Source organism: Bradyrhizobium sp. SZCCHNR1093 (genome assembly GCF_032381175.1).
In the GTDB taxonomy this organism is placed as follows: Bacteria; Pseudomonadota; Alphaproteobacteria; order Rhizobiales; family Xanthobacteraceae; genus Bradyrhizobium.
The window spans coordinates 249,519-271,410 of record NZ_JAUHJJ010000005.1 but is presented as its reverse complement, the minus strand read 5'-3'; the positions used below and the strand labels follow the sequence as shown (position 1 = coordinate 271,410).

General features: G+C 65.4%; 19 protein-coding genes. 4 read left to right on the top strand and 15 right to left on the bottom strand.

Annotation, left to right across the window (positions count from 1 at the left end; all coding sequences use genetic code 11):
- Positions 1-215 precede the first annotated feature (215 nt).
- Entirely contained in the window at positions 216-854 is a 639-nt protein-coding gene (locus tag QX070_RS19150) for a TetR/AcrR family transcriptional regulator (RefSeq protein WP_315738550.1), read from the top strand.
- Between the two features lie 24 nt (positions 855-878).
- Here the strand turns inward: QX070_RS19150 and QX070_RS19145 are convergent, their stop codons facing one another.
- The 3 genes from QX070_RS19145 to QX070_RS19135 form a co-directional block, all read right to left on the bottom strand.
- Entirely contained in the window at positions 879-1,202 is a 324-nt protein-coding gene (locus QX070_RS19145) for a hypothetical protein (protein WP_315738549.1), read from the bottom strand.
- Positions 1,165-1,464 (bottom strand): hypothetical protein, encoded by a 300-nt coding sequence (locus QX070_RS19140; protein WP_315738548.1) that lies wholly within the window; start codon positions 1,462-1,464, stop codon positions 1,165-1,167. The genes QX070_RS19145 and QX070_RS19140 overlap by 38 nt, the downstream gene beginning before the upstream one ends.
- A 520-nt stretch (positions 1,465-1,984) precedes the next feature.
- Positions 1,985-3,169: a urate hydroxylase PuuD gene (locus QX070_RS19135; RefSeq protein WP_315738547.1), complete on the bottom strand. Its 1,185-nt coding sequence runs from the start codon at positions 3,167-3,169 to the stop codon at positions 1,985-1,987.
- A 199-nt stretch (positions 3,170-3,368) separates the two neighbouring features.
- Between QX070_RS19135 and QX070_RS19130 the strand changes: the two genes are divergently transcribed.
- Positions 3,369-3,680, top strand: a complete 312-nt coding sequence (locus QX070_RS19130; protein ID WP_315738546.1) for a hypothetical protein — start codon at positions 3,369-3,371, stop codon at positions 3,678-3,680.
- Positions 3,681-3,796: 116 nt separating this feature from the next.
- Here QX070_RS19130 and QX070_RS19125 read toward each other — a convergent pair whose 3' ends face one another.
- The gene (locus QX070_RS19125) at positions 3,797-6,511 is read right to left on the bottom strand and encodes a molybdopterin-dependent oxidoreductase (protein ID WP_315738545.1); all 2,715 of its coding nucleotides are present in this window, start codon (positions 6,509-6,511) and stop codon (positions 3,797-3,799) included.
- Positions 6,508-7,335, bottom strand: coding sequence for an FAD binding domain-containing protein (locus tag QX070_RS19120; protein WP_315738544.1), 828 nt, complete (start codon positions 7,333-7,335; stop codon positions 6,508-6,510). Before QX070_RS19120 ends, QX070_RS19125 begins: the two co-directional genes overlap by 4 nt.
- A 140-nt stretch (positions 7,336-7,475) precedes the next feature.
- Between QX070_RS19120 and QX070_RS19115 the strand changes: the two genes are divergently transcribed.
- Positions 7,476-8,822: an 8-oxoguanine deaminase gene (locus QX070_RS19115; RefSeq protein WP_315738543.1), complete on the top strand. Its 1,347-nt coding sequence runs from the start codon at positions 7,476-7,478 to the stop codon at positions 8,820-8,822.
- A 9-nt stretch (positions 8,823-8,831) separates the two neighbouring features.
- On the opposite strand, the gene QX070_RS19110 is transcribed toward QX070_RS19115, so the two are convergent.
- The 9 genes from QX070_RS19110 to QX070_RS19070 all read right to left on the bottom strand — a co-directional run bounded on the left by QX070_RS19110 (position 8,832) and on the right by QX070_RS19070 (position 19,389).
- Positions 8,832-9,809 (bottom strand): peptide ABC transporter ATP-binding protein, encoded by a 978-nt coding sequence (locus QX070_RS19110; RefSeq protein WP_315738542.1) that lies wholly within the window; start codon positions 9,807-9,809, stop codon positions 8,832-8,834.
- Positions 9,806-10,840: an ABC transporter ATP-binding protein gene (locus tag QX070_RS19105; RefSeq protein WP_315738541.1), complete on the bottom strand. Its 1,035-nt coding sequence runs from the start codon at positions 10,838-10,840 to the stop codon at positions 9,806-9,808. The genes QX070_RS19110 and QX070_RS19105 overlap by 4 nt, the downstream gene beginning before the upstream one ends.
- A 27-nt stretch (positions 10,841-10,867) precedes the next feature.
- Positions 10,868-11,779 carry an ABC transporter permease subunit gene (locus QX070_RS19100; protein ID WP_315738540.1) on the bottom strand — a complete coding sequence of 304 codons (912 nt, stop codon included), beginning with the start codon at positions 11,777-11,779 and terminating at the stop codon, positions 10,868-10,870.
- A complete protein-coding gene (locus QX070_RS19095; RefSeq protein ID WP_315738539.1) occupies positions 11,776-12,786 on the bottom strand; it encodes an ABC transporter permease subunit in 1,011 nt (336 codons plus the stop codon). Before QX070_RS19095 ends, QX070_RS19100 begins: the two co-directional genes overlap by 4 nt.
- A 92-nt stretch (positions 12,787-12,878) precedes the next feature.
- On the bottom strand, positions 12,879-14,480 hold the full coding sequence (locus QX070_RS19090; protein WP_315738538.1) for an ABC transporter substrate-binding protein: 1,602 nt from the start codon (positions 14,478-14,480) through the stop codon (positions 12,879-12,881).
- A 203-nt stretch (positions 14,481-14,683) separates the two neighbouring features.
- Positions 14,684-15,763, bottom strand: coding sequence for a BMP family ABC transporter substrate-binding protein (locus QX070_RS19085; protein WP_315738537.1), 1,080 nt, complete (start codon positions 15,761-15,763; stop codon positions 14,684-14,686).
- An 81-nt stretch (positions 15,764-15,844) separates the two neighbouring features.
- On the bottom strand, positions 15,845-16,762 hold the full coding sequence (locus tag QX070_RS19080) for an ABC transporter permease (RefSeq protein WP_315738536.1): 918 nt from the start codon (positions 16,760-16,762) through the stop codon (positions 15,845-15,847).
- On the bottom strand, positions 16,749-17,840 hold the full coding sequence (locus QX070_RS19075; RefSeq protein WP_315738535.1) for an ABC transporter permease: 1,092 nt from the start codon (positions 17,838-17,840) through the stop codon (positions 16,749-16,751). The genes QX070_RS19080 and QX070_RS19075 overlap by 14 nt, the downstream gene beginning before the upstream one ends.
- Positions 17,824-19,389 carry an ABC transporter ATP-binding protein gene (locus QX070_RS19070; protein WP_315738534.1) on the bottom strand — a complete coding sequence of 522 codons (1,566 nt, stop codon included), beginning with the start codon at positions 19,387-19,389 and terminating at the stop codon, positions 17,824-17,826. Before QX070_RS19070 ends, QX070_RS19075 begins: the two co-directional genes overlap by 17 nt.
- Positions 19,390-19,957: 568 nt before the next feature.
- On the opposite strand from QX070_RS19070, the gene QX070_RS19065 reads away from it, so the two are divergent.
- Positions 19,958-21,079, top strand: coding sequence for a hypothetical protein (locus QX070_RS19065; protein WP_315738533.1), 1,122 nt, complete (start codon positions 19,958-19,960; stop codon positions 21,077-21,079).
- A gap of 52 nt (positions 21,080-21,131) precedes the next feature.
- On the opposite strand, the gene QX070_RS19060 is transcribed toward QX070_RS19065, so the two are convergent.
- Complete coding sequence (locus tag QX070_RS19060; RefSeq protein ID WP_409998870.1) at positions 21,132-21,650, bottom strand: nucleoside deaminase; 519 nt, start codon at positions 21,648-21,650, stop codon at positions 21,132-21,134.
- Positions 21,651-21,892 lie beyond the last annotated feature (242 nt).

The window sequence follows — 21,892 nt, the reverse complement described above, 5'->3', positions numbered from 1 at the left end:
TTCGCTCAGCCGCCCGCCGTTGCAAGGAAGCAGGTTCACGCGAGAGTTGAACACCATCCTCTTGACAGTGCGTGAATTAGACAATCAAATCTAGAATATATCGTCTAGTAACATTCTCGTGGCGGTTTCCAATTACCCCTATGCGGCTTGCCGGGCGCTCCCGTTGGGGACATCGGCATCGCTGCCGCCGCGATGAACGAAGGCATGACGCGAACGTGCGACGGAAAGCTGCGACCGACCTGAATGACCCCGCGCGCACTGCGGCTCGTGCGCCCCGCCAGGCGCGCGGCCGTGAGCGCCGCGAGCAGTTGCTCGACGCGGCGGCCGCCATCATCGCCGAGGCCGGGATCGGCGCCGTCGGCATGCACGCCGCAGCCCAGCGCGCCGGCGCGTCGATCGGCTCGGTCTATCACTTCTTCCGTGACAAGGATCAGATGCTCGATGCGCTCGCCGAGCGTCACGATGCCGAGCTGCAGCCGGCGTTCGATCGCGTGCTGCAGCGAAGCGATGCGGAATGGACAGCGATGTCGCCGCCGCAGGTCATCGAGCAGTTGATAGGCTGGGCGATTCGCTACTTCGTTCGCCATCCAGATGCGCTGGCGACGCTGGATCTGCACGATCAGACCATGCATGCCGAGTTCAGGGCCCTCATCGACCGCGTCATGCGTGCCAGGCTCGGCGATGAACTGGGCCAACAGGCGGCCACCACGCTCGATGCCGTCGTGCTCGGTACCCTGCTGTTCACGCGCGAGCAGGATCCGCGCAGTCGCGACGTCGTGGTCGCCGCGCTGCCGGAGATGATGGCAACCTATCTCACGGCGCTGGAGGCGAAGCGGAAGCGGCCGAAGGGGTGAGGTACAGACGCCGTATCGACGCGATCAGTGCGGCGACCTGAACGGCCACTCGCTCCTTTTCCGATGGATCGCCACCGAGCGCGGCGTCGCTGTGTCCTCGATCGGCTTGGCCGAGAGGATGATCTGGTCCTCGCCGTTCCAGCGGTCGAACTCGTAGCACCATTTGCCAGTCTCCGGTGTCCGATAATGCCAGTCCTTCAGCGCTCGATCGCGAGACGGATGATCGACGACCGCGAGGGTCGTTCGGTGCCGCCGACGATGCTGCAGATCAGACGGAACGACGAGGCAGGCGCGGCCGTATGCATCCCGCTCATCGCACGGGCCCCGCTGGCGATGGCGTGTCGACATGATCCATCGTCGTCATCGACAGCGGCTGCGGGCCCTCGACGAGAGCAGGGCGATCGCGGCGATGGGCCAGCCGGTGCTCGCCGCTCCGATTGCGTCTGCTGGCGATCCCTTCGACCAGCCGGGCCACGACGCCGACCACGGCAAAGCTCACGAGCAGCGAGATGCACAGCAGCCCTAGATAGAGCTTCAGCACCGAGCTTGCGAAGCAGGCAAGCGCGATGAGCGCGACAATGGCCAGCCGGCCTTTGACGGAGATCGACATGATGGAGCGTTTCGCTGATAGCTGATTGTGGGCGCCACTCTAGCGCCATGTTTTCTGCAGCCAAGCCGCGTCCCAATGGGTGGTAAATTTTGCCGCAAGGTCATGACGACAATCGGATGCGCTCCAACTCAATCGTCGTTGCTCGGATATCAGCTCAACTGCGCGTTGTGAAAATCCGGTTGTCCCAGCGTCGGCTTCACGCATGCGTCGTGGGGAACCGAAGCGAGCATCTGCAAGCACGCCGTCGCGCAATGACCGAGCCGACGGCTGCGTTGTCGGCGAATGCCGGAACGATGGGTCGAGTGCTTGTTGCGCGCCGAGAACATGCCCCGCGCCCGTGAGGGCGAACGATATACGCAACCCGGGCCGATCGCGCCGCGGGAGCGCCGTGGCACGTCTTCTCCTAGAGAACCGCGATGATTGAAAGTCGAACCGTTGCCAGGGCGCATGAGCTCGCGCGGGTGCGTGGGCTCGGCGAACGAGCTGTTTGACAGGTGAAGAGGACAGTGAAGGTGAGCGGCTATTGCGCGCCCGCCCACGCCGCGAGCACGGCGCGCTCCTCGCCGGTGATCTCGGTGATGTTGCCGGGCGGCATGGCGCTCGACCACGCGGCGTTGCGCACGATCAGCCGTGCATTGCGCCGGATGTTGTCGGCGGTGTCGAGCCGCACGCCCTTGGGGGCTGCGACGATGCCGTCCCATACGGGCTCGGCGGCGTGGCACATGCTGCAGCGGGAGGTCACGATCTCCTCGACCTGCGCGAATGTTGGCGGCGCGCTCATCGTCGTCTTGGCGTCGCGAGGGCCCGCCGCGGACAACAGCAGGATGCCGATCATGCCCGCGGCCGCAACGCCCCACACCCACCATGGCGACGGATGACCCTTGTGACGCGCGTTGAAGAAGTGGCGGATCACCGGCCCGAGCGCAAGCACGATGGCGACGATCGCCCAATTGTAGCGGGTGCCGAACAGCAGCGGATAGTGATTGCTGATCATCAGCACCACGACCGGCAGGGTCAGATAGTTGTTGTGGACCGATCGCTCCTTGCCGGTCTTGCCGAGCCTGGGGTCCGGGGCCTGACCTGCGATCAACGCGGCAACGATCTTCTTCTGGTTGGGGATGATCACCGCGAACACGTTGGCGACCATGATGGTGCCGATGATCGCGCCGATCTGGTTGAAGGCGCCGCGGCCGCTCAGCACGTGGGTGAAGGCGTAGGTGAGCGCGACGAGGAAGATGTAGCCGCCGATCGCGAACGGCAGCTCGTGCCTGGCAAGGCCGCTGCGGCAGGCGCCCTCGTACAGCAGCCACGCCAGCGCCAGCGAGCCGAAGCTGAACAGGCCGGCCTGAACGGGCGTGAGATCGAGGATCGACTTGTCGACCAGGAACAGGTCGGCGTTGAGATAATACACCACGATCATCAGCACGAAGCCGGACAGCCAGGTGGTGTAGGCCTCCCATTTGAACCAGGTCAGCTCGCGCGGCATCTGCGCCGGCGCCACCAGATATTTGACGATGTGGTAGAAGCCGCCGCCATGGACCTGCCAGGCTTCGCCCATCACGCCCGTCGGCAGGCCCTCACGCGGCTTCAGGCTGAGATCGAGCGCGATGAAGTAGAACGAACTCCCGATCCACGCCACCGCCGCGACCACGTGCAGCCAGCGGAAGATCAGGCTCAGCCATTCCGATATGATCGAGGCCCACATCGTGCGCTCATCTCCTTGTGCAGCACGCGCCGAAGGACGGCCGCCTGCGCCCCATCTGTTGCATCGATCCCGTGTGATTTCCAGCGCATCGCTTTGGCAGGCCGTGCACAGGAGACAGGCCTTCATGCGCGCTTGATCTGGTGGACTTCGGCCGCGCGATTGCGTTCAATGCATCCGGTAACGACGCATGGCGGACGCGATGAAGAGACCGGTCCTGATCATTCTGGTGATGGCGCAGCCCGCCTTGGTGCAATCCGCCTTGGCGCAGACAGCGCCCGCGCCGAAGCCGGCAGCCGCCAGGCGCGCCGATGCCTGCGCGCCGATCGGGCGCACCGAGGACGGCAAGCTGGTCTATTCGATGAAGTGCGAGATCATTCCAAAGCCGGTCGCGCCTGCCGCGCCACAGGCGGCCGCGCAGCCGACGCAATCTGCTCCGGCAGCCGAGCCGGAGCCCGAGACCGAGCGAAGCGGCCTGTTCGGCTGGTCCTACGATCGCCGGTCGAAGCCCTAGCGCAGCCATCTCCCACCCCGGACGTGCTGCGCAGAGGAGCTGGTGGCCGCCGGACGCTCGTCGACCGGACGAAATGTCTCGCTCATGCCCGTCCCCGGATCGTCGCCATCATTGGCTCATTCGCCGAATGTCTCCTGCAACTGCGGAAACAGCCGGTCCGGCTTGAACGGCACGGCGGTGAAGCGGATGCCGGTGGCGGCGCGCAGCGCGTTGCCGAGCGCGGCGGCGACCGGATTGTAGGGGCTCTCGCTCATCGACTTCGCCCCCAATGGGCCGATCGTATCGCTGGTGTCGGCAAACAGCACTTCGGTGCGCGGGACGTCGGCATAGGACGGCACATGGTAGTCGCGGAAGCGCGGATTGATCACGCGGCCCGTCTCGTCGATCACGATCTCCTCGTAGAGCGCAGCACCGAGCGACTGCGCGACGCCGCCCTCGATCTGGCCGCGGCACTGCATCGGATTGGCGACGCGGCCAGCATCCGCGGCCTGCACGCTCTTGAGGATCTTGACCTCGCCGGTGTGCTTGTTCACGGCGACGCGAAAGCCCTGGACGTTGAACGCGACCGAGCGCGGCGTGCCCTGCGAGTTGCCGCTTGCCGTGAGCGGCGATCCGCTGAGCTTGGCAATCTCGGAAAAGGACAGGCGCCGAGCGCCGCAACTGATCGCATTGTCAGCGATCCGGCAGCCGTCCGGATCCAGGTTCCAATGATCGGCGGCGAAGCGCTTGAGCGTCTCGGCGAGCGCCTCCGCCGCGGCCTGCGTGGCGCGGCCGGCCACGAACGTGCCGGTCGAGCCGTAGGCGCCGGTGTCGTGGCCGCCATGGGCGGTGTCGGACTGCTCGAGGGTGATGCGGTCGGGCGTGGTGCCGAGCACGGTCGCCGCGATCTGGCGATGCACGGTGCTGGTGCCATTGCCGAACTCGGCGGTGCCGACGGTGAGCACGAAGCCGCCGTCGTCGCGCAGGCTGATGGCGGCGTCGGCGAAGTGGCCGTCAGGCGGCACCGTATCGATCATCGTCAGCGCGATGCCATCGCCCGTCAGCCACTCGGCCGACAGCTCCGGCGTCGGCGTCGTCTCGGCCATCGCGCGCTCGACCAGATCGAGGCACTGGTCGAGCCCGTAGGAGCCGTACAGCACGTCGCTGTGCTCCGATGCCGGCGGCGCCAGCATGGGATCGCCGGGCCTGACGATATTGCGGCGTCGCATCTCGACAGCGTCGATGCCGAGCTGCCGCGCGAGCTCGTCGATTGCGGCTTCGACCGCGAAGGTGGTTTGCGGCAGGCCGTAGCCGCGATAGGCGCCGGCCGGCACCGTGTTGGTGTAGACGGCGATCGCGTCGACCTTCTTGTTGGGACAATTGTAGACCGAGATCGACTCGCCGCAGGCATGGAACAGCACGGGCCCGGCGTGATTGCCGTAAGCGCCGGTGTTGGAGACTACATCGAGCTGCAGCGCGGTCAGCTTGCCGTCGCTGTCGGCGCCCGCTTTGATCGTGACACGCATCGGATGTCGCGTCGAGGTCGCGATGAACTGCTCCTCTCGGGTGAATTCGAGCTTGACGGGACGGTTGGTCTTCAGCGCGGCGAGCGCGAGGATATCCTCGACGAACATCTCCTGTTTGCCGCCGAAGCCGCCGCCGACGCGCTCGCAGAACACGCGGACTTGGTCGGAAGGCAGGTCGAAGATTTCGCACAGCGCCCGCCGTGTCAGGAACGGCACTTGCGTGCTGGAACGGACGGTGAGCACGCCGTGGTCGTCGAGCCAGGCGAGACCGCCGTGCGTTTCCAGGGCGGCGTGCTGCACCCGCTGCGTGGTGAAGGTGCCTTCATAGGTCGCGGCGGCAGACGCGAGCGCGGCGGCGACGTTGCCAAGCTCGCCGTGGGTCTCGGCGACGATGTTGCGGCTGACGTCCGCGATGCGATGCGCAGCTGTGCGGCCGGCGTGAATGACGGGCGCGCCGGGCGCGATCGCGGCTTCGGGATCGACCACGGCAGGCAGGATCTCGTAGTCGACGACGAGTCGTCGGCAACCTTCCTCAGCGGCGGCCTCGCTGTCGGCGACCACGGCGGCGACCTTCTGGCCGATGAAGCGGACGACGTCGTCGAGCACGCGGGTGTCGGCCGGATCCATCCAGGCCTGCTCATGGCGCGCGGTGGAGAACAGCGTCGCCGGCGCATCCTCATGCGTCAGCACTGCATGCACGCCGGGCACCGCCAGCGCAGCCCTCTTGTCGATGCCGACGATGCGCGCATGCGCGTGCGGGGAGCGCGCGAGCTTGACGTGCAGCAGGCCTTCGACCGTCGTGTCGAAGGTGTAGCGTGCCCGGCCGCGCACGACGTCGGGGCCGGCGGGGGCCGGCAGGCTGCGTCCGAAGGCTTCGCCGGCCGTGACATCCTCGACATGGGTGAGGCCGAGCAGCGCGTCCTCGATGGCGCGATAGCCGGTGCAGCGGCACAGATTGCCCTTCAGCGCCGCGCCGAGATCCTTCTTCTGCGCCTGGTTCAGCGAGGCGCAGGTGACGATCATGCCGGCGGTGCAGAAGCCGCATTGGAACGCCTGCGCATCGAGGAAGGCCTGCTGCATCGGATGCAGGCCGTCATCGGCGGCGAGACCTTCGACAGTCGTGACCGCCTTGCCCTCGGCGCGAAAGGCGGGGATCAGGCAGCTGTGCACCGGCTCGCCATCGAGCAGCACGGTGCAGGCGCCGCAATCACCGGCGTCGCAGCCCTTCTTGACGCCGAAATGGCCGGCGTCGCGCAGAAAGGTCCGCAGGCACTGTCCGGGGCGCGGGGCAGCATCGACTTCCTTGCCATCGACGATCACGCTCATGACAGCGCGCCGCCAGCGAGCTCGGCGCGAATCTCCTCGGCGAGGCGCAGGGTCATTGCCTTGCGCCAGGCGGGCTTGCCATGAACATCATCATGATACGACGTATCGGGGATGTCGCCGAAGATGCTCGCGCGCAGCAAGGTTGCGTCGGGCATGCTGGCAAAGCGCAGCTGCAGCGGCTTGACGGTCGATCCGGTTACGGTGAGCAGCAGGTCGCCGTTGCGGCCCGAGGTTCCGATCAGCAGCGCGCCGGAGCGTCCGACCGGAGTGAGTGCGATCTGGCGGAAGGCGGTGCGGCGCTTGAGCGCGGGCAGCGGAATGTCGATCTGGCGCAACAGGTCTCCAGGCGCGAGCACGTTGCTGTTGTTGCCGGTGACGAAGTCGGTGACCTCTATGCGCTGCTCGCTGCCGTCGCTCCTCCAGATCGTGCAGACGCCCTCGAGCGCGGCGAGCAGCGAGATCATCGGCCCGGCCGGCAGCGACATGCAGAGATTGCCGCCGACGGTCGCCGTCTTCCAGATCTTGAAGGAAGCGAGGAACGCGCGGCAGCATTGATCGATCAGGGGCGCTGCGATCCAGTCGGCCGGGCAGGGCAGCGCGTCCAGCGCGGCGACGCTGCAGGTCGCGGCGATGCACAGGCCCTGATCGCTGATGGTGAGTGGCGGCCAGGCGAGCTCGCTGAGATCGATCAGCCGCGACAGCTGCGCCTGCGGTTCGGAGAACAGCCACGTGCCGCCGGCCAGCCAGGCATCGCCTGCCTGCCAGCTGGGCAGCTCGGCCCGCGTTCTCGGGCGCACGACCTCCGTGATGGTGTTCAGATCCATGGTGATGCCAGCTCGTGGGCGCAGCCTATCGCGGGTGGAATCCTTGCAAGACCAGCGCCAACTGGCAATAGGATGACGCTGGCCTTCCGCTTGCAAGTTACCGGCACACGCAAACGCCCAATCAACGAGACGAGGCAGCCATGAGCACGACGCCGATCTGGATCAAGGACCCGCTCGCCATTCTCGCCGAGGATGCTGCGCGCGGTGTCGTCGTCAAGGACGGCCGCATCGTCGAGCTGGTGCCTGCCGGTGCCGAGCCGGCCACCGCTGGTGCGGCGACCTATGATGCCAGCGCGCATGTCGTGATCCCCGGGCTGATCAATACCCATCATCACTTCTACCAGACGCTGACGCGCGCGCTGCCGGCCGCGATGGACCGCGAGCTGTTCCCCTGGCTGAAGGCGCTCTATCCGGTCTGGGCGAAGCTGACGCCGGAGGCACTGGATGCAGCGGTCACGGTCGCGATGGCCGAACTGATGCTGTCGGGTTGTACGACCACGACAGATCATCACTACGTCTTCCCCGCCGGGCTCGAAGATGCAGTTGGCATCGAGGTCGCGGTGGCGAAGCGGCTCGGCATTCGGGTGCTATTGACCCGCGGCTCGATGAACTTGTCCGAGCGCGACGGCGGGCTGCCGCCGGACAGCGTGGTGCAGGACGAGGACACGATCCTTGCCGACAGTGAGCGCGTGGTCGCCACCTATCACGAGCGCGGGCCGGATGCGATGGTGCAGATCGCGCTGGCGCCGTGCTCGCCGTTCTCGGTGACGGGATCGCTGATGCAGAAGACGGCTGCGCTCGCCGACAAGCTCGACGTGCGGCTGCACACGCATCTCGCCGAGACCGAGGATGAGAACCGCTTCTGCGAGGCGATGTTCGGCTGTCGTCCGCTGGACTATCTCGAAGAGCAGGGTTGGCTTGGTCCGCGCACCTGGCTTGCGCACGGCATCTTCTTCAATGCCGAGGAGATGAAGCGGCTCGGCAAGGCGAGGACGACGATCACGCACTGCGCCTGCTCGAACCAGTTGCTCGCCTCCGGCTGCTGCCCGGTGTGCGAGATGGAGGAGGCGGGCGTCGGGATCGGCCTCGGCGTCGACGGCTCGGCGTCGAACGACGGCTCCAACCTGATGCAGGAGGTGCGCTCCGCTTTCCTGCTGCAGCGGGCGCGCTACGGCGTTAGCCGGATCAGCCACAAGGATGCGCTGCGCTGGGCGACGAAGGGCTCGGCCGCCTGCGTCGGCCGGCCTGAGCTCGGCGAGATTGCGGTCGGCAAGGCCGCCGACCTCGCACTGTTCAAGCTCGACGAGCTGCGCTTCTCGGGTTCAGGGGATCCGATCGCGGCGCTGGTGCTGTGCGGCGCGCATCGCGCCGATCGCGTGATGGTCGGCGGCCGCTGGACCGTGATCGACGGCGCCATTCCGGGGCTCGATGTCACCCGGCTGATCCGGCGCCACAGCGCGGCGGCAGGTCAGATGCAGGCGGGGTGAAGACGATTGTCAGGCCGGCTGTGGGTCCAGGAAGCGCTCTGCGTAATGGCAGGCGACGAGGCGGCCGTCGAGCGGGCGCAGCGGCGGGCGCTGCGCGCGGCAGAGATCCGTCACGTAGGGACAGCGGGTCGAAAACACGCAGCCGGCCGGTGGGTCCAGCGGCGACGGCAACTCGCCCTTGGGCACGATCCGCTGACGTTTGCGGCCAAGGCCCGGCGTGGCGTCGACCAGGGCCTGCGCATAGGGATGAAGTGGCCGCGCGAAAATGCGCTCCTTCGGTCCGTGCTCCATGACCAGTCCCAGATACATGATCAGCACGTCGTCGGCGATGTGCCTGACAACACCGAGGTCGTGCGAGATGAAGAGATAAGCGAGCCCCAGCTCACGCTGCAGATCGGCCAGCAGGTTGAGCACCTGGGCCTGCACCGACATGTCGAGCGCGGAGACCGGCTCGTCGGCGACCAAGAGCTTCGGCCGCAACATCAGGGCGCGCGCGATCGCGATGCGCTGCCGCTGGCCGCCGGAGAACATGTGCGGATAGCGGCCATGATGCTCCGGACGCAGCCCGACCTTCGCCATCATGTCGAGCGCCTGCGCGCGCCGCTCCTGCTTGGTGAGGTCGGTGTTGATGACCAGCGGCTCCTCGAGGATGGCGCCGACGCGCTTGCGCGGGTTGAGCGAGCCATATGGATTTTGAAACACGATCTGCACGGTACGCCGCAAGGTCCTCGCGGCGCCGGCCGGAGGATCGACGGCGTCGAGGCCGTCGAGCATGAGTGTGCCGGCGTTCGGCTTCTCGATGAGCGTGACGAGTCGCGCGAGAGTTGATTTGCCGCAACCGGATTCGCCGACGACCGCCAGCGTCTTGCCGGCCTCAATGGCAAAGGACACGCCGCCGACCGCCTGCAGATGCGCCGGGGCGCGGAACAGGCCCTGCTTGACCTCGTAGCTGCGCTTGAGACCGTCCGCGGTGACGAGCGCCGTCATGACAGGGCCTCGTGGGCCTGGCTCGGCGCACCGGCGCCATGCCGGTCGGCCTCGATTCGCTCTTCGCGCGTGGGATCGCCGAGCGGGTAATGACAACGCACCAGGCCATCGCTCCAGGGACGCAACTCGGGACGCACCGCATCGGTCAGCGGCGTCGCATAGATGCAACGCGGGCTGAACAGGCACCCGGGCGGCCGGTCGTAAGCTCCGGGCACCACGCCAGGGATGGTGGCGAGCCGTCCCCCGTCGCTCGCTTCCGGGCGCGCCGCCAGCAAGGCGGCCGTGTAGGGATGCTGGGGCGAGGCGAACAGGCTCGAGGTCGGGCGCTGCTCCATGATCTGTCCCGCATACATCACCGCGACGCGCTCGGTCGTGTCCGAGACTACGCCCATGTTGTGGGTGATGAGGATCAGCGCCATGCCGCGGTCGCGCTGCAGCGACAGCAGCAGATCCAGGATCTGGGCCTGGATGGTGACATCGAGCGCCGTCGTCGGCTCGTCGGCAATCAGGAGCTTCGGATTGCAGGCGATCGCCATCGCGATCATGATGCGCTGGTTCATGCCGCCCGAGAGCTGGTGCGGATAGGACGAGAGCCGGCTCTCGGCGGCGGGAATGCCGACCTGCTCCAGCAACTCGATCACCCGCCGCCGCGCGGCCTTGCGGTTCATCCCCTCGTGAATGCGCAGCGTCTCGGCCAGCTGATAGCCGATCGTGAACGACGGGTTGAGCGACGTCGTCGGCTCCTGGAAGATCATCGCGACGTCCTTGCCGGTGAGGGCGCGCCGCTCGCGGTCGGACAGGGTCTGCAGATCCCGTCCCTCGAACAACATTTTGTCGGCCTGGACTTGGCCGGGGTAGGGCACCAGTCCCATCAGGGCCAGCATGCCGACGCTCTTGCCGGATCCGGACTCGCCGACGATGCCCAGCACCTCGCCTTTGTCGAGCGCGATGCTGACGCCATCCACGGCACGGACCATCCCGTTCCGCGATGGAAATGCGACCGACAGATTTTCGATCTCGAGAAGCGGCATCGGATCGCCTTCACTCTCTTGCGCAGATTATCGTTTGAGCTTGGGATCAAGCGCGTCGCGCAGCCCGTCACCGAGCAGGTTGAAGGCCAGCACGGTCAGCAGGATTGCCAGGCCCGGCAGCGTGACGACCCACCAGGCCCGCAGCACGAATTCGCGCGCGTCCGCCAGCATGGTTCCCCATTCGGGCAAGGGCGGTTGCGCGCCGAGACCGAGAAAGCCGAGCGCGGCGGCGTCAAGGATCGCGGTGGAAATTCCGAGCGTCGCCTGCACGATCAGCGGCGCCGCGCAGTTCGGCAGCACTTCTTTGAACATCAGGCGGAGCCGGCCGGCGCCCGCGACCTTGGCCGCGATGACGTAGTCCTTCGAGACCTCGCTGATCACGGCGGCACGCGCGATCCGCACGTAGTGCGGCAGCAGCACGATCGCGACCGCCAGCATCGCATTCATCAGGCCCGGCCCGAGGATCGCGACGATGACGATCGCGAGCAGAAGGCTCGGCAGCGTCAACGTGATGTCCATCAGCCGCATGATCGCGACCTCGGTCACGCCGCGGAAAAAACCGGCGATCAGGCCGAGAATCGTGCCCGATATCACCGACAACGTCACCACCGCGATGCCGATCAGAAGCGACAGCCGCGCGCCGTGGATGAGACGGGACAGAATATCGCGCCCGATCGCGTCGGTGCCGAGCGGATAGGACAGCGATCCACCCTGTTGCCAGAACGGAGGCTTCAGGAACGCCGCATTGTTGGTGAGCACAGGCGAATGCGGCGCGACGACATCGGCCGACAGCGCGAGCAGGATCAGGACCGCGATGACGACCAGGCCCGCGACGGCCCCGGCATTTTTCCGGAAGTCTTGCCAGAACTCCAGCAATGGAGACGGTGGCGCGTCCGCTTGCGCGACAACGATGCGGGTTGGGAGGTTCTCGGCGCTCATCGCGTGTACCGGATGCGGGGATTGATCAGCCCATAGGCGATATCAACCAGCAGATTGACGGTCATGACGATCGCGCCGATCAGCAGCGTGCCGCCCTGCAGCACCGGATAGTCGCGGCGGTTGATGCCCTCGATCAGCCATTTGCCCACGCCCGGCCAGGAAAAGATGGTTTCGGTAAGGATGGCGCCGGTGAACAGTACGCCGACCTGCAACCCGATCACCGTCACCACCGGGATCAGCGCATTGCGCAAGGCGTGAATCGCGATCACGCGGAACGGCGGCAGCCCCTTGGCGCGGGCGGTGCGGATGTAGTCCTCGCCGAGGACCTCCAGCATGGCCGATCGCGTCATGCGGGCGATCACCGCGAGCGGTACCGTGCCGAGCACGATCGTCGGCAGGACGAGATGCGACAGGGCCGAACGAAACGCGCCGACATCACCGGCCAGGAGCGTATCGATCAGCAGGAAGCCGGTCACCGGCTCGATGAAATACTGCACCGCGATCCGGCCCGACACCGGCGTCCATCCGAGCTGCACCGAAAACAGCAGGATCAGCAGCAGTCCCCACCAGAAAATCGGCATCGAATAGCCGGTGAGCGAGATCCCCATCACGCCGTGGTCGAAGATCGAATTGCGCCTGACCGCGGCGATGATGCCGGCCGGCAGCCCCACGCACAGCGCAAACAGGATCGCGCAGACCGACAGTTCGACCGTCGCGGGGAACAAGGTCTGGAATTCGGCAATCACCGGCTCATGGGTGACGATCGAGCGGCCGAAATCTCCGTGCGCCAGCCGCGACAGATAGAGACCATACTGCACCAGCACGGGCTGATCGAAACCGTAGTCCTTGCGCAATTGCGCGAGGCGGGCCGGATCGATGCCGCGTTCGCCCGCCATCGTCTCGATAGGGTCGCCGGGGATCAGGCGGATCAGCACGAACACGAGCAACGTGATGCCGATGAAGGTCGGGACCACGAGGCTGAGCCGGGTAAAGACGAACCGCAACATGCAGAGCTCTGTCAACTTTCCCCGGAAGGTCTTCGGGAGGGCAGCGAAGCGGAAGCGGCGAAGCAGCGAAAGCTGCTTCGCCCTGAGGTCCGCTAATCCTTGACGTCGACGCCATAGAAGCTGTGGCGTCCGAACGGCGATAGCTTGAAGTCGATCACGCGTTTGCTGACAGGCTTCAACTGCACCGCATGCGCGATCGTGAACCACGGTGCCTGCTCCTTGAAGACCACCTGGGCCTGTTCGTAGTGCTTGGCACGCTCGGCCTGGTCGCTGACGGTCTTGGCCTTCACGACCAGTTCGTCGAACGGCTTGTAGCAGAACTTTGCGATGTTCGACCCCGATGCCGATTGTGCCGAGGCGCAGCCCAGCAAGGTGTGCAGGAAGTTATCGGGATCGCCATTGTCGCCGGTCCAGCCGTACATGCCCATCTGGTGCTCGCCGGCCTGCAGCCGCTTGCGGTATTCGCCCCATTCGAATGACTTGATCTCGGCCTTGACGCCGATCTTGGCGAGATCGGCCTGCATCAGCTCGGCGATGCGCTTGGCATTCGGATTGTAGGGACGCTGCACCGGCATGGCCCACAGATCGGTCTCCAGGCCGTTCGGGAATCCGGCATCGGCGAGAAGCTTCTTGGCCGCGTCGGGGTCATAGGGATCGTCCTTGACGGCGTCGTTGTAGGACCACATCGACGGCGGGATCGGGTTCTTTGCCGCGATGCCGGTCGACAAATAGACCGCGTCGATGATCGCCTGCTTGTTGATCGCCATGCTGAGCGCTTTACGCACGCGCACGTCATCGAACGGCTTCTTCTGCGTGTTGAAGGCGAGATAGCCGACGTTGAGGCCCGGCTGCTCCAGCACGGTGACGTTCGGGTCCTTCCTGATCGTATCGATATCGGCCGGGTTCGGATAGGGCATCACGTCGCATTCGCCCTTCTGCAGCTTGGCCCAGCGAACGGATGCATCCGGCGTGATCGCATAGACGAGGTCGTCGATCTTGGCCTTGCCGCCCCAATATTGGGGAAACGCCTTGTACCGGATCACGGCGTCCTTTTGATACTGTACGAGGTAGAATGGACCAGTGCCGATCGGATCCTGGTCGATCTTCTCGGGCGTGCCGGCCTTCAGCATCGCGTCGGCATATTCCTTCGACTGGATCGCGGCGAACGGCATCGCGAGATCCGCGAGGAAAGGGGCTTCCGGCTGATTGAGGGTCACCTTGATCGTATAATCGTCGATCTTCTCGACCGACTTCAAAAGTTTCGGCATCGCCATGTCGCCGAAATACGAATGGTTCGGGCTCGTCACCTTGAAATAGGGATTATCCTCCTTCCATTGCCGCTCGATCGAGAACAGAATGTCGTCGGCATTGAAGTCGCGTGTCGGCTTGAACGACTTGGAGGTCGAATGCCACTTCACGCCCTTGCGGAGGTTGAACGTGTAGGTGGTGCCGTCGGGCGAGATCGTCCATGTTTCGGCGAGGCCTGGCACGACTTGCGTGCTGCCGCGCTCGAACTCGACGATGCGGTTGTAGATTGGCTCATTGCCATCGAACGATGTCCCAGTTGTGTTGACACCGGGATAGAAGTTCTCCGGGCTGCCTTCCGAGCAGAAAACCAGGGTCTTGGCGAAAGCGGCTGGAGTCGTCAGTAGCGCCGACGTGCAGACGGCAACGAGCAGGATAGATCTGTTCACAGTTGGAACTCCCGGTTACGGCTGTCAAGGCATCGCAAGGTGGAGCATCGTTGGACTCGACCCAGACGATGCGGCCGTACCACACGATGCATTCGGGTAACGATCTACCTCATCATCCGTCGCAACAAAAGGTCCAACTCAAATGTGAGTACCGATCACCCTGCCGCAGCAGAGCTGCAGGGTGATCGGCAGCTCCAGCTTGATTACTTGCCCGGCACCTTGTCGTCGACGCCCTTGACGTAGAAGTTCATGCCGAGGATCTGGCCGTCGGCGAGATGGTCGCCGCCCTTGCACTCGATCTCCTTGCCGTCCTGGCCGAGCACGGGGCACTTGAACGGGTGCAGCTTGCCGGCGGTGATCGCCGCCTGGGTCTCCTCCGCCAGCTTCTTCACGTCATCGGGCATGTTGGTGTAGGGCGCCATCTCGAAGATCTTGGAATCGAGGCCGCCCCAGGTGTCCTCCGACTTCCAGGTGCCGTCGAGCTCGGCCTTGACGCGCGCGATGTAGTAGGGGCCCCAGGTGTCGAGGATCGAGGTGAGCTGCGCCTTGGGGCCGAACTTGATCATCTCGGAGTCCTGGCCGAAGGCGAGCTTGCCGCGCTCGGCTGCGATCTGCATCGCGGCCGGGCTGTCGGTGTGCTGCATGATGATGTCGGCGCCCTGGTCGATCAGCGCCTTGGCGGCGTCGGCTTCCTTGCCCGGGTCGAACCAGGTGTTGGCCCAGATGATCTTGACCTTGATGTTCGGGTTGACCGTCTGCGCGCCGATGATCGTGGCGTTGATGCCAGAGATAACCTCCGGGATCGGGAACGAGCCGATATAGCCGAGCACGCCGGCCTTCGATATCTTGCCGGCGATGATGCCCTGAATGTAGCGGCCCTGATACCAGCGCGCCGAATAGGTCGACATGTTCTTGTCGCGCTTGTAGCCAGTGGCGTGCTCGAAATGCACGTTGGGATATTTCTTGGCGACCTTCAGGGTCGGATCCATGTAGCCGAACGAGGTCGTGAAGATCAGCTTGTTGCCGGCGCGGACCAACTGCTCGATGGCGCGCTCGGAGTCGGGGCCTTCCGGCACATTCTCGAGATAGGTCGTCTCGATCTTGTCACCGAGCTCCTTCACTAGCGCCTGGCGCGCGAGCTCATGCTGATAGGTCCAGCCGAGGTCGCCGATCGGCCCGAGGTAGATGAAGCCGATCTTCAGCTTGTCGGCGGCGTGCGCCACGCCGGCGATGCTTCCCGCCAGCACCAACGCGGCGGCAGCCCCCAGAAGCCTTTTCATCATCGTCAATATCTCCAAACAGTCGGGGGGATACCTCGTGAGCCAGAGCGTCGCGCCCCATCGCTGGCGCTCCGGATGATTGCTTCAGCGATCCGGCACGAACACCGTCCCCAGCGCCGCCGGCGCGGTGGAGCCGCCGGTGCGGGCGCGCGACAGCAGCACCAGGACGATCACGGTGGCGAGGTACGGCAGCGCCGACATGAACTGCGAGGGGATGCCGACGCCGGCGCCTTGCGCATGCAGCTGCAGGATCGTCACCGCACCGAACAGATAGGCGCCGATGACGAGGCGGCCCGGCCGCCAGGATGCGAACACGACCAGCGCCAGCGCGATCCAGCCGCGCCCCGCGGTCATTCCAGGAATGAAGAACGGCGTGTAGGCGAGCGGCAGATAGGCGCCGGCAAGCCCGGCGCAGCCGCCGCCGAACAACACCGCGAGCAAACGGATGCGCAGCACGGGATAGCCGAGCGCGTGGGCGGAGACATGGTTGTCGCCGCAGGCGCGCAGCACCAGGCCGGCACGGGTGCGGTACAGGAACCACCAGACGGCGATGATCAAGGCGAGCGACAGATAGACGAACGCGTCCTCGCCGAACACGATACGGCCGACCAGCGGGATGTCGCTGAGGCCGGGGATGGAGAGGTGCGGCGCGGTGCTGATGCGCTCGCCGACGAAGCGCGCGCCGATCAGGCCGGACAGACCGATGCCGAGGATGGTCAGCGCGAGGCCCGTCGCCACCTGGTTCACGGCGAGGCCAAGGGTCATGAACGCGAAGATCAACGACATCAGCATGCCGGCGACGATGCCGCACAGCGCGCCGACGATGATCGAGCCGGACAGCCAGGCCCCACCGAAGCCGCAGGCCGCGCCGACGATCATCATGCCCTCGACGCCGAGATTGAGGACACCCGAGCGCTCGGTGACCAGCTCACCGGTGGCCGCCAGCAGCAGCGGCGTCGATGCGGCGAGCACCGACAGGATGATTGCTTCAACCAGCACCACTTTGCACCTGCCGCGCGGCCAAGACGAGCTTGAAACGGTAGAGGATGAGCGAATCGCAGGCGAGCACGTAGAACAGCAGGATGCCCTGGAACACCTTGGTGACATCGAGTGGAATCTTCATCGTGATCTGGGCCTGCTCGCCGCCAATGAACGTCAACGCGAGGAAAAGCCCTGCAATGAATATTCCAACCGGATTGAGCCTGCCGAGGAAGGCAACGATGATCGCGGTGAAGCCATAGCCGGGCGAGATGCCGGGCTGCAGATGTCCGATCGGTCCGGCCACCTCGATGATGCCGGCGAGGCCGGCGAGCGCGCCGGAAATCGCGAAGGTCAGCAGGACCAGTTGATTGGCGTTGAAGCCGCCAAAGCGGGCGGCGCGCGGCGCCACGCCGACGACGCGGATCTCGAACCCCTTGATGGTCCGGTCGAGCAGCACGAAGGCGGCCACAACGACGAGCAGCGTGATGATGCTTCCAAGATGCAGGCGTCCGCCTTCGATCAGCACCGGCACGGTCGCCACCGGATCGAACTCCGCCGTGGTCGGGAAGTTGAAGCCGGCCGGATCACGCCACGGACCACGGACGAGATAGTCGAGCAGGAGATCGGCGACGTAGACCAGCATCAGGCTGGTGAGGATCTCGCTGGCGCCGAACTTGACGCGACACAGCGCCGGGATCAGCGCATAGAGGGCGCCGGCCGCGGCACCTGCGACCAGCATCGCCGGCAGCACCCAGTGTCCCGCCTCGGTGCCCTGCGTCTTCACCGCGATCCAGCTGCCGGCTACGGCCCCGATCAGGAACTGGCCCTCGGCACCGATGTTCCAGGCGTTGGCGAGGTAGCACAGCGACAGGCCGATCGCGATCATCACCAGCGGCGTGGCCTTCACCGCGATCTCCTGCAGCGAATACCCGTCGGTGAGCGGCGCGATGAAGTAGACGCCGAGCGCAGTGATCGGGTTCTTACCGAGCACGGCGAACAGCACGCTCATGGTGACGAGCGTCAGCCCGATCGCGATCAGTGGCGAAACCAGCGCAATGATGCGCGAGCGCTCGGCGCGCTTCTCAAGCACGAGCTGCATGCGCGGCCTCCTTCTCGATGCTGGCGCCGCCCATCAACAGGCCGAGCTTTTCGCGCGTCGCCTCCGCGCGTGGCAGCGCCTTCGAAAGCTGCCCGTGAAACATCACGGCGATGCGGTCGGCGATCTCGATGAGTTCGTCGAGGTCCTGGCTGGTCACGAGGACGGCAGCGCCCGCGCTGGCGAGATCGATCAGCGCCTGGCGGATGATCGCGGCGGCGCCGGCGTCGACGCCCCAGGTCGGCTGGTTGACGACCAGCACCGCCGGCGTGCGCAGGATCTCGCGTCCGACGACGAACTTCTGCAGATTGCCGCCGGACAGGCTCGCCGCTTCCGGATCGCGCTTCGCCTTGCGGACATCGAATGTCTCGGTGGTGCGATCGACGGTCCGCAGCGTCGCTGCCGCGTTGATGAAGCCGTGCCGGACCATGTCGCTGGCCGCGTGTCCCGTCAGCAGCGCATTCTCCGATAGCTTCATCCGCGGGGCGGTGCCGTGCCCCAGCCGCTCCTCCGGCACGAAGGCGGCTCCCATCTTGCGGCGCTGGCTGATCGAGAGATTGCCGCAGGCGAGGCCCTCGATGATGATCGTGCCGGGCTCTTTGACGAGGCGTTCGCCGGACAGCGCAGCAAACAGCTCGTCCTGGCCGTTGCCGGCGACACCGGCGATGCCGAGGATCTCGCCGCCCTTCAGCTCGAAGGAAATGTTCTTGAGGCCCACGCCATGCAGCTCGCTGGGGGCGAGGGTGAGATCATTGACGACCAGGCGCGGCACGGTGGTGCGTCGCTCGGCCGGCGGCTTCACTTGCTTGATCTCGGTTCCCACCATCATGCGGGCCAGCGAGGCAGCCGTCTCCAGCTTCGGATTGCAGGTCGCGACCTTCCTGCCGCTGCGCAGGATGGTGGCGGTGTCGCACAGCCGCTTCACCTCCTCGAGCTTGTGGCTGATGTAGAGGATGGCGCGGCCTTCTGCTTTCAGTCGCTCCAGCACGACGAACAGCTGGTCGGCCTCCTGCGGCGTCAACACGGCGGTGGGCTCGTCCAGGATGAGGAATTTCGGACTCTGCATCAGCGCCCGCACGATCTCGATGCGCTGCCGCTCGCCGACCGACAAATGCCAGACCTCGCGCTTCGGATCGAGCGGCAGTCCGTAGTCGCGCGCGACGTCCGCGAGCCGCGCTGACATGGCCTTGAATGGCTCTTTGCCGTCGAGCCCGAGCGCCACGTTCTCAGCCACGGTGAGGTTGTCGAACAGGGAGAAATGCTGAAACACCATGCCGATGCCGAGAGATCGCGCCTCGGCCGGGCCGGACAGCTTGATGGGCACACCCTGCCAGCGCAACTCACCGGCGCTCGGCTGCACCAGTCCGTAGATCGTCTTCACCAGCGTCGACTTGCCGGCACCGTTTTCGCCAAGCAAGGCGTGAATCTCGCGTGGCCGGATCTCGATGTCGATCTTGTCGTTGGCAAGGAAGTCGCCATAGCGCTTGGTCAACCCGATCGTCTGCAGGAGCGGAGGCGTAGGGTTCGGATCGGCCGGCGCGGGTTCAGGCATTTGCTGCGTCGTGGGCAGGGGAACGAAGATGCCTCAATTGTGATCTAATTTGCCGCGGCGCGTAAGAGGCGAAAAGCGCCATCCTCTGCCCAACTCTTGTCCAAGCGCCCATCGCGCGGCGATCGGCGAATGCAGCGCGCCCTTGGTTGCAAGCAGCGTACGCTGCAATCAGCTGTGATCGATAAAGCTCTGTGGCACTTTTGAGACACTGGCCGGAAATCGATCCGCCGCGGCAAGCTGCACGTTGGATGAGCAGCGTCATCCAATACGCGTCAGGGGCGCGCTTGCGCCCAGGCTTGCTCGCGAAAGCGCGCGGAAGGCCACGCGGGGGCTTTCGGAAAAACTTCTGCAATGTGAAGCGGCAAGATCGGAATTTGGGAGCATCGCGGCCGCGGCCAATCGTCCCATGTTCAGGCCAGCATCTGCTGTCGTCGCCGCTGCAATACGGCGGAACCTTGATCAAACTGCGGGCAAGTCCTGGAGAAAGTTGAGGCTTCTCCAGCCGGTCGAACGGCGCAACTGTGCATGCAAGTCGGGAATCGGCGCTTGTCAACTGGGGGTGTTCTGAATGTCGTTACGTCAAACAATCGCGGCGGCCGTCGCGCTGGGCGCGGTAGCGCTTAGCTCAGTCGGTGTCGCAGGGGCTGCTGACCTGCCCGCCAAGGCGATCGCGAAGAAGGCTCCGGCCGAGGTGCCGTTCTTCCTCGTCGTCGATAATCGCGTCACCTACTCCTACATCTTCGATGCCAGCCAGCCTGGTGCATGGAGCGTCAACGGCAACGGCACGTTCAACGCCAAGACCGCCAAGCAGGTCTATTCGTTCACCCATTTCGACGTCTGGGGTTACGGCACCAACTTCTTCACGATCTCGCTGTTCAAGTCGGACCACAACGACCCGGCGGGGCCCTGCACGCAGACCGGCGGCATCGTCTCGCCCAACGCGGGCTTCGCGTTCACGCCGGCGAGCTGCGCCGGTGCGACCGAGATCTACGGCCTGTTCCGCTCGACCTTCGGCTGGAACCAGATCTTCAACACCAAGGCCTTCACGGTGGGGCCGCTGCAGAACATCTCGTTCGAAGTGGGCATGGATGCCAATACCGAGAACCGCTACTTCGGCGCGGCCAAGCGTGACGTCGTCGCCGGTCTGCAGTTCGCGTTCAACCTGCCTTACAAGGGCTACTTCAACGTCGCTCCCTTGATGTACTGGGAGTTCGCCAACCACAACTCGTTCTCGCAGTGCGGCGCCGGCTGGTCGAACCCCTGCATCTCCGACGGCAACACCTCGTTCAAGCCAACCTGGGCGGTCGAGACCAACTACTACATGGATCTCGGTTTCCTGCCTGAGAGCATGCAGTTCTTCTCGATCTCGGGTCGCGCCGGCTGGTACGGCAAGAAGGGCACCGATACCGAGCCGCTCCCGGCCAGCGTCGCGAACGGCGTCTATCCGACCAAGGTCGAGTTCAACTCCGAGCCGATCCGCCTGACCTTCGATGCGTCGAAGGCGATGTGGGGTGAGAAGCAGAGCCACATGATCGACGTCTGGGTGGCCTATCGCTACTGGCAGAACAAGTTCGGCCTCGACCACAACAACGCGGTCGGCTGTTCCGTCGCCGGTGGCGGCGGCACTCGCGTCGCCACGGGCGCTTGCACCGAGTCGTCGCTCTACTCGGGCGTGACCGTGAAGTTCTGATACGGATCGAAGCACTCGAAGAAGGCGCCGCGGCTCGGTCGCGGCGCCTGCTTCATTTGTCCCAGGCTCCTTCATGCAGCGCCGCGGCTTCCTCCTCCAACAAGGGGCCGACAATCTCGGTTGCGCGCTGGCCGCTCGCGAACACCTCGCGGCAGGGCAGGTCGAGCGTCGGGTTCTCCGGATGGTTGCCGGTAAGGTCGCGTAGCCGCCGCTCGCTGAGGCCGTAGACCACGCGTCCGATGCCGGCCCAGTAGATGGCGCCCGCGCACATCGCGCACGGCTCTGCCGACGAATACAGCGTAGCCACAGCTCTGATCTCAGGGGCAATCGACGTGCAGGCCTGCGTCGCGACCAGTCGCTCTGCATGCGCTGTGGCATCGCGCGCTGGCAGGTAGCCGTTTTCACTTTCGATCAGGACCCTGCCGTCAGCATCGACGAGAATGGCGGCGAACGGGTGATTGCCGTGTGACATCGAGCGGAGGGCGACAGAGAAGCTGTGGCGCAGGAAATGCGCGTCGCGCGCCTGTGTGTCGGCAAATCCGTCTTCGTCCGCAGGGGCCTCGCCATCGATCTCCACTAGACTGCTCCGCTGTCTGTCCGGCGATCCTGAGCCGTCCGGACGAGCTTCGCAAGGGAGGCGATGTCTGCAACCTGCGTTGCGGGGCGGCGCACGAAGCGGGGCAGGCGGGCAGGCTACGATGGCCGCGAACGCGGATTCCAGGATTGCCGTCTACGCAGCGCCGACGATGATGAGAATGAGAGTAACGATATTGGGTGCGCGTCCGATTCTGCTCTTGGCTGGGGCATGAGATG